Annotated in this window: 15 protein-coding genes; 1 reads left to right on the forward strand and 14 read right to left on the reverse strand. The window is 34.8% G+C overall.

Annotated features, from left to right (window positions below; all coding sequences use genetic code 11):
- Positions 1 to 10: 10 nt before the first annotated feature.
- Positions 11 to 487 carry a transcription elongation factor GreA gene (greA, locus tag AWV75_RS13040; protein WP_002987830.1) on the reverse strand — a complete coding sequence of 159 codons (477 nt, stop codon included), beginning with the start codon at positions 485 to 487 and terminating at the stop codon, positions 11 to 13.
- A 155-nt stretch (positions 488 to 642) separates the two neighbouring features.
- Here greA and AWV75_RS13045 point away from each other — a divergent pair, with 155 nt between their 5' ends.
- Positions 643 to 1,089, forward strand: a complete 447-nt coding sequence (locus AWV75_RS13045) for a hypothetical protein (protein ID WP_060874797.1) — start codon at positions 643 to 645, stop codon at positions 1,087 to 1,089.
- Between the two features lie 48 nt (positions 1,090 to 1,137).
- Here AWV75_RS13045 and AWV75_RS13050 read toward each other — a convergent pair whose 3' ends face one another.
- The 13 genes from AWV75_RS13050 to AWV75_RS13110 form a co-directional block, all read right to left on the reverse strand.
- On the reverse strand, positions 1,138 to 3,318 hold the full coding sequence (locus tag AWV75_RS13050; protein WP_060874798.1) for a TonB-dependent receptor: 2,181 nt from the start codon (positions 3,316 to 3,318) through the stop codon (positions 1,138 to 1,140).
- Between the two features lie 182 nt (positions 3,319 to 3,500).
- Complete coding sequence (locus AWV75_RS13055) at positions 3,501 to 4,181, reverse strand: glycosyltransferase family 32 protein (RefSeq protein WP_060874799.1); 681 nt, start codon at positions 4,179 to 4,181, stop codon at positions 3,501 to 3,503.
- A gap of 73 nt (positions 4,182 to 4,254) precedes the next feature.
- The gene (gene arfB, locus AWV75_RS13060) at positions 4,255 to 4,653 is read right to left on the reverse strand and encodes an alternative ribosome rescue aminoacyl-tRNA hydrolase ArfB (protein WP_060874800.1); all 399 of its coding nucleotides are present in this window, start codon (positions 4,651 to 4,653) and stop codon (positions 4,255 to 4,257) included.
- Entirely contained in the window at positions 4,631 to 5,272 is a 642-nt protein-coding gene (gene pnuC / locus AWV75_RS13065; RefSeq protein WP_060874801.1) for a nicotinamide riboside transporter PnuC, read from the reverse strand. Before pnuC ends, arfB begins: the two co-directional genes overlap by 23 nt.
- Before the next feature lie 61 nt (positions 5,273 to 5,333).
- Positions 5,334 to 6,041, reverse strand: coding sequence for a Bax inhibitor-1/YccA family protein (locus tag AWV75_RS13070; protein WP_050899482.1), 708 nt, complete (start codon positions 6,039 to 6,041; stop codon positions 5,334 to 5,336).
- Between the two features lie 53 nt (positions 6,042 to 6,094).
- Positions 6,095 to 6,703: a 4'-phosphopantetheinyl transferase family protein gene (locus AWV75_RS13075; RefSeq protein WP_231738141.1), complete on the reverse strand. Its 609-nt coding sequence runs from the start codon at positions 6,701 to 6,703 to the stop codon at positions 6,095 to 6,097.
- A 101-nt stretch (positions 6,704 to 6,804) separates the two neighbouring features.
- Complete coding sequence (locus AWV75_RS13080) at positions 6,805 to 7,689, reverse strand: DUF4302 domain-containing protein (protein WP_060874803.1); 885 nt, start codon at positions 7,687 to 7,689, stop codon at positions 6,805 to 6,807.
- A 1-nt stretch (position 7,690) separates the two neighbouring features.
- Positions 7,691 to 8,782, reverse strand: a complete 1,092-nt coding sequence (locus AWV75_RS13085; RefSeq protein WP_060874804.1) for a putative zinc-binding metallopeptidase — start codon at positions 8,780 to 8,782, stop codon at positions 7,691 to 7,693.
- 2 nt (positions 8,783 to 8,784) lie between these two features.
- Positions 8,785 to 10,266, reverse strand: a complete 1,482-nt coding sequence (locus tag AWV75_RS13090) for a RagB/SusD family nutrient uptake outer membrane protein (RefSeq protein WP_060874805.1) — start codon at positions 10,264 to 10,266, stop codon at positions 8,785 to 8,787.
- Positions 10,267 to 10,277: 11 nt separating this feature from the next.
- On the reverse strand, positions 10,278 to 13,652 hold the full coding sequence (locus AWV75_RS13095; RefSeq protein ID WP_060874806.1) for a SusC/RagA family TonB-linked outer membrane protein: 3,375 nt from the start codon (positions 13,650 to 13,652) through the stop codon (positions 10,278 to 10,280).
- Positions 13,653 to 14,093: 441 nt separating this feature from the next.
- Positions 14,094 to 14,540, reverse strand: a complete 447-nt coding sequence (gene mscL / locus AWV75_RS13100) for a large conductance mechanosensitive channel protein MscL (protein ID WP_060874807.1) — start codon at positions 14,538 to 14,540, stop codon at positions 14,094 to 14,096.
- 63 nt (positions 14,541 to 14,603) lie between these two features.
- Positions 14,604 to 17,048: a bifunctional UDP-N-acetylmuramoyl-tripeptide:D-alanyl-D-alanine ligase/alanine racemase gene (locus AWV75_RS13105; RefSeq protein WP_060874808.1), complete on the reverse strand. Its 2,445-nt coding sequence runs from the start codon at positions 17,046 to 17,048 to the stop codon at positions 14,604 to 14,606.
- A 55-nt stretch (positions 17,049 to 17,103) separates the two neighbouring features.
- Positions 17,104 to 17,466, reverse strand: coding sequence for a DsrE family protein (locus AWV75_RS13110; RefSeq protein WP_060874809.1), 363 nt, complete (start codon positions 17,464 to 17,466; stop codon positions 17,104 to 17,106).
- Positions 17,467 to 17,537: the final 71 nt, after the last annotated feature.

A 17,537-nucleotide genomic window follows, 5' to 3' on the forward strand; every position in this document is an offset into this window, starting at 1 on the left:
GTTTTAAAAATTAATCTCTTGAAATTTCAAGAATCTCAAAATTCATTTGTCCATTAGGAACTTTAATTTCTGCGATTTCACCCACAGATTTTCCTAATAATCCTTTTCCAATAGGAGAAGTTACAGAAATTTTTCCTGCTTTCAAATCAGCTTCACTTTCAGCGACTAATGTATAGGTTAAAACCATACCATTCGATTGATTTTTAATTTTAACCGTTGAAAGTACCAAGGCTTTTGATTCATCTAACTGTGATTCATCAATAATTCTAGCCGTCGATACTACCTCTTCCATTTTCGCAATTTTCAGTTCCAGTAACCCCTGTGCTTCTTTTGCAGCATCATACTCCGCATTCTCCGATAAATCCCCTTTGTCTCTTGCATCAGCAATTGCTTGTGATGCTTTTGGACGCTCTACACTTTTTAACTGCTCTAATTCATCCTTTAGCTTCTTCAGCCCCTCAGCAGTGTAATACGAAATTTTACTCATAATTAACTGGTTTATATAAATAGAAAAAATCCCATGAAACGGGATTTTCTGGTGCGTAAAATATTTTTTATATTTATTTAAATAAATTATCTAATTCTGTATAGTCTACTTGTCAAAGTTAATTAATTAAATTTGTTTTACAAATATTTTATGCGATGAAAAAAATTTTATTCTTAGTTCTCGTCCTATTATTCGGCTTTAGTTGCTCTAAAGATAGTGTGCGATATAGCAATCCTTATTTACCCAACAATCCAGTTTCTATCTTTATTGATTTAAACTTACCTGCCTACGACAAACTAAAATTTCCCAATAATTCTGTTATTATAGAAAATCAAGGCGTAATGGGCGTGATTATTTTCAATGCGGGCCCTTACTATTTGGCGTATGATATTGCCTGCCCCAATCATCCTGTTGACCGCAATTGTTCTAGAATGAAAATGGAAAAACCGAACGATATCTATCTTACTTGCACCTGTGAACAACATCCTACTCCACTTCAGTACAGTTTACTAACTGGAACTTCTTTGACACCAGGAGCCCAATATCAATTAAAACCTTATGCAGTTACACAGAAAGGAACTACTTTAAATATTAATTATTAAATAAAAATCCAATAAAAAAGGATGGTCTGCAGACCATCCTTTTTTATATTAAAACTTCAGCGTTAAACCTGCTAAAATATTAAAGGTTGCTTGGGGATAATACCCTGCTCCATCAATGGCTTGGGTACCATCAAAATCCGACCAATAATATCCATTCGACACATATTTTACATCAAAGATATTATTTGCTAAAACAGATACACCAATGCTTCTAAACCATTTTTTTACTGGAAACTCATAGTTCAAACTCAAATCATTGACAAAATAAGAATCGAGTTTCGAGTTTTTCGCCTCTATATTAGACATATACTGCTCCCCTACAAATTTCGTTAGTAAGGAAACGCTCATTCCATCCAATGGAGTATACGTTATCGCATTCGAGGCGATGAAATCCGGAGAGAAAGCAATAGATTTTGTACCAAAATATTGCATTTCTCCTTCCCATAGGTAAGACAAGTTTTTATTTTTATTGGTACTTACTGTCACACTAGGATTCCAGTACCATTTTTCCAATAATCTAACCTGAGCATCAATTTCAATTCCTAAACGGTAACTATCTTTGATATTTTCACGTACTGATGCCCCAACATCATTCAACTGTCCTGTTAAGACCAATTGATCCTTATATTTCATATAGAAGGCATTTACATTCAGACTCGCGCGTTCTGTTTGCATTCTCCATCCCAATTCAAAATCGTCTAATTTTTCCGCTTTTGGCATTTGATTAAGCTGGCGTTCTTTATAATCCGTACGATTGGGTTCTTTATTCGCTCTTGCATAAGAGAAATAGAACTGATTTTCCTCATTAGCCTGGAAGGTAATTCCCGCTTTTGGATTCAAGAAATTAAATTTCACATTTACTAGTCCTGTTTCTTCTCCATTGGCTTCGTATGTTACTCTACGATACTGCATATCCCCATATAAGCTCCATTGTTCTGTTAATTGCCAAGTTGCTTTAGCAAAGAAATTCACATCAGTCTTCACAGCATGATCGCGGTAGTACTCTTGTTTGTAATCAAAATTCACGGGTTGTTTCGCCCATAAGATCGTACCAAAATGATCCCCTTCATACTTATTCGCCCCACCACCTACAACAACAGTAAGTGCGTCTGCTTTATAGTTAACGTTAAAGACCATTCCATAGAAATGATTATCCAAGGCTTTTCGACGAATTAAATCTGTTCGATTCACTTCTTCCCCATTGACAAACACAGCATCTAAACCGTATTCTTTGACTTTTTGGTTCTTTTTGTAATTCTCATAATACCCGTATCCTTTCGTATAGTGTAGCGATACATTCGAGCTCCATGCATCAGACCAACGTTCACTCCAATGCAATTGGTAGTGATCTTGTTTGTAATTATCGGTTTCGTTGTTGTAGAACTGTGTATTTCCCTCGTCATCTTTATATTTTCCGGATGGATTATAACGACGTCCATATTCATCTATTTCCTCTTGTGATACGCCATTCCATGCTTGATAGGTCTTCTGTTTTCCACCAAAGACTAACGCCTTGATCAACGACGTATTGCCAACGTATACCCCTTGCAAAAAGTACGATCTTAAATCCGAAGAGGCGCGATCAATATACCCATCCGAATGGATATCCGACAAACGACCCGCGATTTCAAATTTATCGTTTATTAATCCTGTACTGAACTTAACCGTTGATTTACGCGTATTATAGCTTCCAAATGAATTAGCTATTTCTCCGTTGGCTTCTTGCGAATAGTCATCCGTTTTTAAATTTAAACTGGCACCAAAAGCAGCCGAACCATTGGTTGATGTTCCGACACCTCGCTGTAGTTGTAAGTTTTGTACCGAAGAACCAAAATCGGGCATATTCACCCAAAATGAGCCTTGTGACTCACCATCGTTATACGGAATTCCATTTAAAGTCACGTTCACACGTGTGGCATCAGAACCACGTACGCGGAAACTCGAATAACCGATTCCATTTCCGGCATCCGTTGTTGTGACTACAGAAGTCATCTGCCCCATTAACACAGGAATATCTTGTCCTAAATTGCGTTTAGTCAATGCAGCTTTAGACAAATTTTCATAGGCAATGGGGGATTTTCCATCCACGCGAACAGCCGATAAAACGATTTCATTTAAGGCTGTCTTTTGGATTGAATCTTGTGTTGTTTGATGTTGTGCAAGTCCAGGTATGGTTGCGCTTAAACATAAACCGAAAATAAATAATGAATTTACAGTTACTTTTTTCATTCGTAAAAATACTTTCACAAATAAAAGGGGCAATTATTGTTTGATTAATAATTACACGTTCCCATGCAAGGTACAACTTGCACTATTTCCCTTGGCAGCATTACCTGCCCAGGTTCTACGGGTATGATCTCAGCCTGTTCGGCACCCCTTTGAGATTTGAACTGCAAATATAGTCAGTATTATTAAGAATAAAACAAACGATTGATCCAATCTTTTCTGTTTTTTCCTTGTTGCCATGAACCAGTAAAATGGTGAATTGCATGTGTATCAGAATTAATCCTATATTCACCAGTATAACAGTTCTTCGGACTAAAAAAGGATTGAGGATAGACCACGGCTTTACAAGCTTCAAGATGTTGTATTTGATTCACTAATTTCAACCCATGTAATACAAACTCCTTGGTGATGGTAATCGTATTAGGTGTAGTATAGTATTTTTTGTACAAATGTTTTCGATAAAAGGACTTATTTTGATAGAAAGCCAATATCCTTTGCAGTACAACATGTTGTTTTACACTACCAATAACAGCAGTACTCAACAAGCAATCTGATTCGAAACCACAAAAGAATTCATGAGATAAAAAAGCATCAAAATTTTTTATAATTTCTACATCCGTGTCTAAATATATCCCACCGTGTTCATTCAACACATGTATTCGACAGACATCAGAGACAAACGCATATTTTTTCTCTTGATATGCTTCTTGGGCAAAGCGATAACTCGCGATATCAAAATTTTCTTCTGTCCAAATAGTTACTTCATATTGAGGTAAATACTTGGCAATAGAAGCTAAACATTGCATCATTTTTAAAGGATAAACTCCTTTTCCAAACCAACACAAATGAATCTTTTTAGGAATCATAGTCTAACATAAATAGTTTATCAATGATAAAAAAACTACGTTACACGATAATTACCTCGACATTATCTGTGCGTTATATAATGCGCTTTCTCAATTCTTTTTTCATGGATAATTTCTTCTTGTTTTCTTGATTTTTGCGAATGACACTTTTCGGGACTTTCGTTTCTTTTCGCATCTTTTGCTGCGTGAGTGCCACCTTAAGTAAAGCGATTAACTTTTGAATGACCAATTCTTTATTCTTAATCTGACTTCTTGTATCTTCCGCACTCAAGATAAACAATCCCTCCTTTGAAATATAATTACTCAATTTCTTTGCTAATCTATTCTTTTCCTCTTCATTAAAAACCGTTGATTCCGCTAGATTCCAAAACAAAACAACTTTAGAGGAAACTTTATTTACATGTTGTCCTCCTGCTCCACCGCTGCGTACAGCTTTAAAATTTAATTCTCTAATTAATGCTTGTTTGTCCATTATTTATTTCTTCTTTTTTTAAAATTTTATACCAAGCCATATACGCTTGAATAACCAGTATGGTAAAAATGATAAATTGAATAGCTAAAATTCCCAATCCTCGATAAGCATATAAAGGAACAGAAATAATATTTCCAATCAACCACATCGTCCAATTTTCTATCTTTTTCAACGCCATATAATACATGCCTAAAAAGAACACACCCGAAGTCAAAATATCGATATAATTCTCTGGCGCTATAGGTGTATCCGTCAGGCGGTACACTGCATATACAATCGCTATGGTAAGCACAAAAACAGCAACGCCAATTCCTTTTTCTTTAGCATTCGTTCGACTAATTTGTACGACTTGCTCCCCTGCCTTCATTCTAGACCAATTATACCATCCATAAAGGCTCATACAGGAATAGTATCCATTGAGAATCATATCGCCCAAATAACCGGCTAAATAGAGCAAATAAACCGTAATTACCGTTGCGATTAAACCAGTAGGATATACGAGGATATTTTCTCTCCCTGCATACCACACACTGAGAATACCAAAAACAAAAACGATGCTTTCTAATCCAATATTGAGCCAGCTTGTTTCGCGATAGGCTCCAAAGAAAAACTCAATCATATATTTAGCTTATAAAAAAAGCCATACGAATCGTATGGCTTTCCTGTATCTTCAATTTTAATTAATTGTTTCTGCTCATTAAGATTCTCAAGATATACCAGAACAATAGCATCAATGAGGCAAATAAGCTCAAGGCTGCAGGTACATATTGATCTGCGGCATACTCATTTTTAATTTGCCAAGTCGAGTATAAGATTGATCCTGATGCTAAAGCTACCATAGCCAAAGAAAACCATAAACCTAGATCAAAACCAAACAACATTCCTGCAACAATGGTTCCTAAGGCTAAGAAAAAACCAATTGTCAAAATAGAACGCATGAATGAAAAGTTTGCATTCGATCCAAATACAACACCTGTCAATCCTAAAAATAGAGCGAGTGTTAATACCCCTGCTTGAACGATTAATGATGAATCACCAGTCATGCTCAATGCAACGACTAAAATCGGAACAAACAAAAAGGCTTCCGCTAACACATATAGCATGAACCCAGCATATTGCTGTGGTTTATTTGCTGTTTTATAGGTCAAATTTTGTGCAAACCAAGTAATTCCCATAAAGGCACCTAAGATGATTAACCAAGAGAATTTACCCATGCCCAATAATTGAAACATTCCATTTACTACGAAAGGCGTATTCAATAAAATCGTTTCAAATACAATAAATGCAAGTACCCCTAAGGCCAAATTACCATAAGTTCTTCTGTAAAACTGTGCCTTAACCGTATCCGATTCATGAGCAACAGCATAAATAGGCTGATTATCTTCCATATCTAAAATTTTTGAGCAATTTACGAAAATTGCCACAATTTTCATTTATTATTTTAATAACTAACAACAAATACGTAGTTCCCTAAGCGAAAAGTATGGTAGCACATACTAATTTGAAAATCACCTTGACTAATCACTGCTTGTTTTTTTCCAACATTAACCTCCATGTCTTGAGCAAAACTCAAACTACGTGAATTACACATTTTAAACAATGCTTCTTTAACAGACCAAATCTCCGTTAGATAATCCATTTTATCGTCTACTGGTTCTGGGGCTAATGCTAATTCTCTTTCATTACAAAATTTGCCACTTAAGCGAATAATTTTATCACGGATCAATTCAACATCGACACCTATATTTTGAGTGCTAATAGCTACAATCGCATAATCAAATGAATGAGAAATCGAAATGTGTTTCCCTGTACATAAACTAGGTTTACCACTTATATCATAGCACAAGTCCCCATCAGCAAGATTTAATTGACGTAAAACTTGACGAACAGCCAAAAAAGCCTTTTGATGATTCTCAGACTTCATCTTAGTCAAACGCTCTTGACTGGCGGCACTTAATTGAAGTGATGCTTTTAATTCCTCTAAGGATTCGGTAATATGCCAAACATAAAGTATTCCCGAATCTACTATAATTTCTTTTACTATTCCCATAAACAAAAAAGTCAGTATAAATATACTGACTAAGTGAATTGCAAAAATACAATTTGTTTGACATAAAAAAAAGAGCCGCATAAGCGACTCTTTTTACCATATTACTTACGAATCAAAATTGTATTTTGGTCATCAGCTTCTCCATAAAAAGCATTTCCAATCCAAACTAATTTATCAATCGTTTTTCCATTCTCTAATTCTAAAGCTGGAACTAATTCAACTTCTCCAGCATTATTCACACCAAAAGTAACAATACCAGTTTCAGTTAACATTTCAGAGATAGAGTTACCACTAATTTTTCCAATATAAGCAGAGCGATGTCTTTCAATAGCTAAAAAGTTTAATCTTTTAGACACTCCATCTTGTACTAAAGTAACTTGTTGCATCTCTTCTAACTGACTATACAGTTCCCACTTTGCATCAAATCTAAACTTTTTATCTTCTTGCGTAGCTTTACGAAAAACGACATCTTGTCCAGAAAGGTAACCCGTAGTTAAAACATCTCCATTTGATAAATAATCTTTAAACAAAAATTCAATGTCACTGCGATTGCTATACCCTTCCTCCTCATTGTCTTTATTGATAAAAGATCCCTGTGTGAATTCGTGGACTTTATTACCATAAGGAAAGCTTAAAGCAAATGTTCTCAACATTGTAAAGTCAAAATTACTAGATTCAATACTTAAATCATTAACGTCAAAATCACTTTTAATATCTACTTCCCAATTTTCTTTAAAATCAAACCAAACATTGAATTCACCTAATTGTTTACCTCCATCAGGGCGAAAAGTAACAATCCATCCGTCAGCACTTTCGTTCACTAAATGATCTTTCATTTGTTGTTTTGCTTTTGCAAGACGCACGATTGGATCATCTTGGTATAAATCATTGTCATTATTTTGACAAGATGTAAATGCAAGCCCACTAATAAGTACTAAAGCTAAAGCTTTTCCAAACATATTAATTTTTCTATATGCCTTCTTCATATTACAAATCTTTTACTTGTTTAAGAACATCAGCATGATGTTGACAGAATCTTATGTTAGCTTTAGAGCCTAAAGAACTACCTTTTTTCACTCCAAACGTTGATAAAATACCATTTGGAGGCGTAGTTCTATTCAACATAGGAGATTCCTTAGCATGTTGAACGGCCACTCTACATAATTCATCAAAATCTATATCAAAGTTCTTTTTGAAATAATCTCTTACGAAATTAACTTTATACTCAATCTTGTTAGCTCCACCTGGTTTATAAAACTCGTCAGTTAATCCCATAGCGTCTCTTTCAGACTGCGGTAATCCATCAATTCTTCTAACTTCATCAAGAATTGCTTTATATTCTTCTGGTGTCTTTGACAACATAAATGAAGCAGTCTCAGCAAAATCCTCAATACTATTTGAACGTGAATAACTAGTTAAGAACCCTAAAGTATTTGCATACTTATCAATAGTCCATCCCTTAGCAGACAATTTACTATCAATTTCAAACCATTGTGTAGTATATGACCCCACATTCATTTTACTGAATTCCGGTTGATTGAACTCTCTATCTTGGTTAATAATATGAATATACTCGTGTTGAATTGTATGAATAAATTGTTGAGCTGATTCTAAATTTTTCTCTAAATAATCAACTTCATACAATGTAATTTGTACACCACCAGAAGCTAATCCTAATGTTCTAGTACCATCATCATTATAAGCATATCCACCAGCAGTCAATAAAGAAACTGGTCTTAATTTTTTAACGAACTCAATTCCCGCTACATCAACATAACTTTGAATCCAAACTAAGTCAACCATTTCGAAAGCTGGTTTAACATTTTTCAATTTAGGTGGATATAAGTTTCTATTGTTATCACGTGTTGGACCATACATATTTCTATCCCAACGATATTTTACCTGAATATTAAATGGCTCAGTAAATTTCTCAAATAAATACTTATCTGTATCATTCAACAATGCAGTATTTTCTTCCGGTAAATAACTGTTAGAATCTAACTTATCATCTTTTTCACAGCTTACAAATAGCATTGCAGAAATAGACAATACGAATAAACTTTTAAATATCTGTTTCATAATTATCTTTCATTTGGAGTTAAACCTGCCCCTAACGCACTTTGTGGTAACTGAATAGCTTTACGCTTATCTTGTGCTGTTAAAACGTCTCTAGTTCCTTCTATATCAAATGTATGAGTAACTTCTAAATTAAAACGTTTAATATCATACCATCTGTATCCCATATGAACAAACTCTCTACGTCTAAGCTCTGAAACATATTTCATAAGACGAGATTGTGTATCATTCATCTGATAGAACGGTTTGTATTCATCCGCAGTTGGAACCCCTCTTAATACATTAGCTAAAGTAACCGTACTTTCATTCAAATTACCTGCTGTTTTAAATTTAGCAAAGTAACCTATCATCGTAGCAGCTTCATCATATTGATCTTTCATGATTTTTGCTTCAATACGATATAAGAAAGCCTCGTCAACTGTTAATAACGGAATATTCACATAAGGCATTCCTGTTCCAGCTCCTTGATTTTCATATACAAAATATTCATGGAACTTAGGTTGAAAATATACATCTTGACTTGCCCAGTATGACATTTCATAAGCATAACTTCTTCCATAAGGATTGTATTTAGTCATCATATCAGTTAAAATAGGACGAACCATTCCAAATCTAATTGATGAATAATATCTTCTTAATAAAGATCTAGATCCTACAATCAATAAATTTGCTTTTTCTTTTTGATCTCCATAAAGTTGACCTTGTGCATTAGGGAAAACACCTGCATAGGTTCTAATGTCACGCAAATTGATTGCTTTGTCTCCAAAAACGTTCGTGTATTCTAATACTTTATCCCAGTCTCCTTTATGAGCAAAGAAACGTGCTGCTAAAGCCGATCCTGCTCCTTTAGTAAAATGGAAGCTTGGATTAGGGCTAAAAAACGCTTCATCTTTTGCTAAACGAACTCCTTCAACGATATCCGCTTCTAATCGAGCATAAACGTCAGCTAAAGTACCTCTTTTGTATTCTTTAATTAACTCTTCTTCTACTTCATCAACATAAGGAATACCTTGCTTAGAAGCAGCTGTATTTGGATCATATGCTTCACAAAACGTATTTGCTAACATCCAGTGAGCATAAGCACGAGCTAACAATGCTTCACCTTTAATTCCTTCATACATTTCTTTTGTCATCTGTACTTTCTCTACAGATTCTAACGCTTGATTTGCTTGAGAAATTGCTTTATATGAAGCCTCCCAAAATTCCGAAGGAGAATCCCAACTTTCTTGAGTTTCATCTTTCCAAGAATAATATGCAGTATTATCTAAAGCAGTATTAGCTGTTCTTCTAGAGTCTCCAAAGTTATCCGTCATTGCTTCTAAAGCATAAAAATTATTTGCAGACGGATAAGCGTAAACTAATAATTGCTTAATCTTTGCAGGACTATCTATAGTAGTTCTTTGATCAGGATTCTCTTCTAAAAAACTAGAACAACCTACCAAAGCAATACCTGCAACAACTCCCGTTATATATTTTAAATATCTCATACTTTGATTGATTAAATTGATAAGTTCAATGTTAATGTATACTGTCTCGTAACTGGCATAGCCACCCCTCCTACTCTGAAGAATTCAGGATCTTGTCCATTTAACTTTTTATCAGAATATAATAAGAAAGGATTTGTTACTGATAATTTCACTCCAAAAGATGATACTCTCATTTGTTTTTTAACTAACTCAGGGAATTCATATCCTAATGTAATATTCTTAATACGGATAAAATCACCTTTCGCAATACGTTGGTCAGAATAGTTATAAGTATTATAAGCTCTATCTAAACTACGACCATATTTATCGATCATATCAGCAGAAGCAATAACAGGTACATTTGTAGTATTCTCATCACCTGCAATTACCCAACGGTTATTCATTGCTTTTGTAAAGATTTGTGTATCGTTGTATTGAGAGCTAAAATTAGGATCTAAACGAACTACGTTCCCCCAAGCAGCAACTGTCATAACATCTAAACTCCAGTTTTCGTATTGGAATGTATTATTGAAACCAATTGTTTTGTTTGGTTCAACTGTACCTTCATATTTCAAATAACTTACAACATCTTGAGTATCTTGGAAGTTCGCTCCACCTACGTTATCAGTTTCACCATCAGCCATTACATACGTTGGTAATCCTTCTGAGTTCAAACCTGTGAATTCATAAGAATATAATACGTTTCTTGGTTTACCTACTACATTACCACCTGTTTTTGCAATTAAATCGAACGCACGTGGTGTATAGCTTAATTTTTTAATTTTTTGATCGTAATAAGACACATTCAGATTTGATGTCCATTTGAATGATTTAGTATCGATATTTCTTGTCGTTAAACTTAACTCAACTCCTTTCGTTGTCATATCGGCATTATTACCCCATTTATATGTCTCTCCTCCAATTCCAGATGTTCTAACTTGATCTACTAAATCAAAAGCTTGTCTTTGGTAGATATCTGTTGATAAATAGATTCTGTTTTTGAATAATCCCATATCAAGACCAATATTCGCCTCGTATTGTTTTTCCCAAGTTAAATCACCATTTTTAAGATTCTCAATTTGCATTCCAACTTCTCTTGTATTTGGATCAAAACGAGATACTGTTAAAGCATTTTTAAATACAGCTGATGAGTTAGATGCTGGTCCTGCAGTAGCAGTTAAACCATAAGAACCTCTTAAGCTCAAATCAGAAAATGTATTTTGATTCATCATCCATTCTTCTTGGATAATATTCCATTTACCAGAAGCCGTCCATGTAGGTAACCACATAGCACCTGATTGTCCTTGTTGGTTTGACGCATCATAACGTCCAGTTAACGAAGCTGTATATTTTCCGTCATATGTATAGTTAACTCTTGCGAAGAAACCTACATTACGTTCTTTCTCATACCCTCTTTTAAACAAAGCATCACCTTCTGCAAACAACTTACGATATAATTTATGATTAGGATTTCCTAAATATCCATTATCATACATAATTCCATATGTATCTTGAGCACTAAAATCACGGTCAATTACTCTGATTTCAGAACCTGCGAATGCATTAATTTCATGTTGACCATTTTTTCCAAAAATCTTATCATAAGAGAATGAATTTCTCCAGTTGATAGCTGTCATCTTATTTTGATATCTATACCAGATACCTCCATCTTTCAATACTACTTCTTTTTCACCATCCAAATGATCTGGATCTTGGTATAAGTAAATATTTTGATCTTTTACAACTGTAGTTTCAGCAGCTCTAAATGCCTGAACTACGTTTGACCCTTCACGAACATCATGGTCACGATCTGAAATAACATAGCGCAATGCAGCTGATGAATTAAATTTCAAACCATCCATTAATTTGTATTCAAAATCTGCTTGTAATTTAATATCCTTTACATCTAAAGTCATATTATTATTATCAAGCTCATTTAAAATATTAAAAGGTGCCCAGTTTTGTCTATAAGTTTCATAGAACCCATCATTATCATATGGACGAAGCGCTCTTGATGTATTCAACGCATAGTTAAATGGGTTGATATCAAAATCACGTGATACAGATCCTCCAACAGGGTCATCTTGACGGTCAAAACTTCCTGGAGCATCTTGTTTTCTACTAGAAAAAACAGTTGACAAACCTAAATTCATTCTATCATTAAAGTAGAATGTCGTTTTTAAGTTAGCTGTAATACGTTGTACTTGATCCGCAATTGTCCATCCCGGATCTTTCATATATCCAACAGACGCATAATATGTAGCGTTTTCACTACCACCAGTAAAACTCAACGAGTGGTTTTGCATAATTGACGGTCTAAACAATTCTTTGAACCAATCTGTATTAGCGTACTCATATTGACGTAAGAAATCATATTTATTCCCTGGTGTATTGATTCTGTCATAACCACCTTTATGATCTTCTCCACCTTGTGGATTGTATACGTTATAAGATTTAAACCATAAGTTATAGACACCACCATATCTTCCTTGAGAAATAGAAGGATCAGTCAACAATCCTTTACCTTCCATCTCTGATAAAATTCCCATTGTAGCTTGAGAATTCAAGATATCAAAACTTCCATATCTAGGAATTTCACGAATTGTGTTTTCCATGTTATAGGTTACAGTCAAAGGTGTATTTTTTCTACCTGACTTTGTAGTAATTACAACTACTCCGTTCATTGCACGAGCACCATAAATAGAAGTAGCCGCAGCATCTTTCAAAATCTCGATACTTAATACGTCACTTGCGTTTAATCCCGCAACAGCAGAACTCAACATAGTTGAAGCATTACCTGAAGCTAAGTCCTCGAAAGAAACGTTAATAATTTCTTCTTGAACCATACCATCAATTACCCATAAAGGTTTTGTATCACCGAAAATAGAAGACGATCCACGAACCGTAATTTTAGGAGCAGCACCAAATGTACCTGTTACGTTCTGTACAGTTACCCCAGCTGCTTTCCCTTCGATCATTCTACTTACGTCAGGAACTCCATCAACTTTTAATTCTTTCTCTGAAATTCTACTAACTGCCCCTGTAAACGTTCTTTTGTTCACAGACTCGTAACCTGTTGTAACGATGTTAATTTCTTCCAGTGTGCTGTCTTCTTTTAAGACTACATTTAATACATTGGCTTTGCCAACTTTTTTCTCTACGGAATTCATTCCAACAAACGAAAATACCAAAACAGCATTATCATCTTTTACGTTGATTGAGAAGTTACCGTCTAAGTCAGTACCAACACCTTCTTGGGTACCTTTAATCAACACACTCGCTCCTGGAAGAGGATACCCATCCCCATCAGCAACGCGTCCTGTAACCTTTCTGCTTTGCGCAAACCCCTCATTTACCATTAGCAAGGCGGCTAGTACAAAGAAGAAATGAAGTACAATTTTCCTCATGTTTTATTAATTTTAAATTGTTTAACAAACAAATAACAAAAAATCGACATTTGCTAATTTTATGTTATTTTTTTACAACACGAAAAAGTTAAAAAATGTATCACCTTGTTTTACAAACAATTACCAAGACACCCCTTAAAGTCTAATTCTGTACGGGAAGGTACAGTATAATATAACGAAAAACAAAATCTTAAAAGAATATACAAACCGCAAAAACAGTTGTTAACAAAAGCAAAATAATCAAACAATACCAACAAAACAACCTTTCAAAGTTAACAATACACCCCCAATTATTGCATCATCTTAATTTCTGCTAAAAAAAACTTTAACTAAATTAAAAACAAGAGAAAGACATCTTTTAAATCTACTTTAGTCACGCGCATAAAAAAAGGAGATTGGTCCTTTCCAATCTCCTTTTTTCTTTGACTAAATTATAATCGCTTATTTTCCTTGATTTTTCAACAAATCTCTAATTTCTGCCAACAAATCCTCTTGCGTTGGTGCTGGTGGTCCTGCTGGTTCTGGTGCAACTGCCGCTTCTTCTTTCTTTCTCAATTGGTTAATTCCTTTTACCATTAAGAATACACAGAATGCCAACAACGTAAAGTTAATTACTTCCGTAATAAAACTACCGTAAGCAAAGATAACATTACCATCCACTCCTCTTGCTGCAGCTAAAGGCGCACCATCTGGAGCTTCTCCTTTTAAAACTACATACATATTGGTAAAGTCTGGTGTACCAATGATTGCAGACACTAAGGGCATAATAACATCATTTACGATACTTGTAACGATTTTACCAAATGCTCCCCCAATGATAACCCCTACTGCTAGGTCCATTACATTGCCTTTTACAGCAAATTCTTTAAATTCTTTTAAAAATCCCATAGTTAAATTTTATTGATTGCTTTTAACAAAAATACTTATTTTATTCTAAAAAAAAACTTTTTTTTACTCTTCAAAAAAAATTCTTTTAACTCTTTGAGATACACTTGTTATAATCTCGTATGGAATCGTCTGAATAGCCTCTGCTATTATTGTAGTTGGCAAATCTTCTCCAAAAATAATCACCTCATCACCTTCATGACAATGAATGTCTGTTACATCGACCATTAACATGTCCATACAAATTGATCCTGTTATTGGTGCTTTTTTATTTTGGATTAGAACATACCCTCCATTACTTCCCCATATACGGTGAATACCATCCGCATATCCAATGGGAACCGTTGCAATCTTCGTTGGATGTTCCGCTCTAAAACGACGCCCATACCCTACACTCTCAGCAGTATTTATTTCTTTCACTTGCATGATACGCGTTTTTAACGTTCCTACATTGCGCAATTGTTTCATTTCCTCTGCGTCATTCCCGATACCATACAGTCCAATACCCAAACGAACCATATCCATTTGATAAGACGCATAATTGAAAATACCCGAAGTATTCAAAATATGTAAAATCGGTTCTATCTGTAATTGCTCCTTAATATAAGTACTACTTTTTTCAAACAACTCCATTTGTCCTAAAGTGAAATCTTGATAGATAGCCATATCACTAGACGATAGATGTGAAAAAACAGATTTCACTGCCACGCCATTGGTGTGTTTTAAAATCGCAATCAGTTCATCCAACTCTGCTGTAACAAATCCATGGCGATGCATTCCTGTTTCTACCTTAATATGTATAGGATATTGATATGCATTTTTTTCACGCACGATTTGAAGAAAAGCTTGTAGTTCTCGAATCGAATAAATCTCTGGTTCTAAATCATAAGCAAGCATAGCGGAAAAAGCGCTAATCTCCGGATTCATCACAATAATATTTGTTTTGATTCCCGCTTTGCGCAATGCGATTCCCTCATCCGCAAAAGCCACTCCTAAGTAACTGACTTTTTCATGCTCCAATAACTTGGCAATTTCTACGCTGCCATGTCCATAACCAAACGCCTTCACCATAACCATGGTTTTTGTTTCTGGCTTTAATTTAGAGCGATAGAAATTTAAGTTATGTCGAATGGCGGTAAGGTTGATCTCCAATACCGTTTCATGCGTTTTTTCTTCTAGCAAACTAACAATTTTATCAAAGCGAAAACCACGGGCTCCTTTTACTAAAATGGTTTCATCGACAAATTCATCCATGGATACTTTTTGCAGAAATTCATCTGTAGAAGCAAAGAAACGCATTGCAGCAGAATCTTTGCCATATTGACCAATTTCTTCCCCAATGCAAATCACTTTTCCGATTTGATAACTCTTCAATAAATGATTGACTTGTTGATATAATTCTTGAGGTTCTAGTCCACTGTGAAAAACATCTGAAAGGATTACTGTTTTATTCGCATTACTTCGATGCTTTTCTAAAAAGTCTAAGGCAATACTCAACGATTGAAAATCGGAGCTATAAGCATCATCAATAATCGAACAGTTATTGATTCCCTTTTTTACTTGCAAGCGCAATTCAACTGCATATAACTTTTTAATACGTGCTTGTATGGTCTCGATGGGATACTTCATCACCAACAGAGTTAAGATACAAGTCATGCAATTGCGAATTGCAAATTCATCCGTAAAAGGAAGTGTTACGGTGAACGTTTCTACCTTATTATATAGTAAAACTAACTCATCTGCTTTTACCTGCCCATATAATACTGAATTTGAATCAGTTAAACTCCAATCGATAAATGTAATTTTTGGAGGTAATACAGCGATAATTCGGCTGTCTTTTTCACCAATTACAATAGGTGTATTGGCAAACAATTGCATCTTTTCTTGGATCTTCTGTTCTTCATTTTCAAATCCATCTTGATGTTCACTGGTAATCGAGGTAATAATTCCCAACGTTGGTTGAACAATGGGCTGCAAATGTTTCATCTCATCAATCGTCGATATTCCAACTTCAAACAAACCAATGGTATGTTGCTCTGCCATCCCAAATACTGATAAAGGAACTCCAGTTTGTGAGTTGTAACTCTTCGGGCTTTTGATAATAAAATATTCATTGCTCAGCAGGAAATTCAACCATTCTTTGACGACGGTTTTTCCTCTACTACCCGTTATTCCCACCACGGGAATATCAAATTTCTGACGATGCCAAGTGGCCGCTTGTTGCAGCGCATGTAACGTATCTTGTACCACAAAATACGTTACCCCTGGCTGCTGTATTATTTTTGTTTGATCGGATACCACAAAGTAAGTAACTCCCAATCGAATAAGTTCATCAATATAGGCATGTCCGTCGTGATTTTGTCCAACTAATGCGAAAAACAAGGTTGTACTATCATTCAAAAGCGTTCTGCTGTCTACAGAAACACGATTAATTTCGAAGTGCTCTACTTCCTTATCTCCAACTACCTCAGCATGTAGATAAGCACAGAAATCTGCAGTAACAATATTCATTAATTAGTCTTTATTCATTTGGATACAAAGGTAAACAGAGTGGACATTTTGACCGCTATAAATTGCATTTAATATACGCCCATCCCTCTTCTTGTTTTTCAATAATAGCAATCAATCCCGAAGGAACATAAGCCACATGTTCTATAATATCATCTTTCTCTATTTGACGTACGCGAATTGTATTTTCACAAGCAAAAAATTGAACGCCTTTTTGAATGGCTTGTTTCAACGCATCGCCTACCATCGTTTTCGTTTTTCTTACCATTCCAATAGCCGGACCATGCACAACCACATGGATTTCTACCTCATCTCCCCAATGGTTAATCACATTCGTTACATAGGTCATTAAAGCGTTTTGTTCATTGATATTTTCTGTATTCATTTGAAAAACAACTCTATGTTTCTTTCCTGTATTCATAATTCTACTAGTTTAATTTTTGTTTTTTGTTGATTAAATATAAAGCTACTAAATCCTTTTTCATTATCCGA

The organism is Myroides odoratus, assembly GCF_001549985.1.
GTDB lineage: Bacteria > Bacteroidota > Bacteroidia > Flavobacteriales > Flavobacteriaceae > Flavobacterium > Flavobacterium odoratum_A.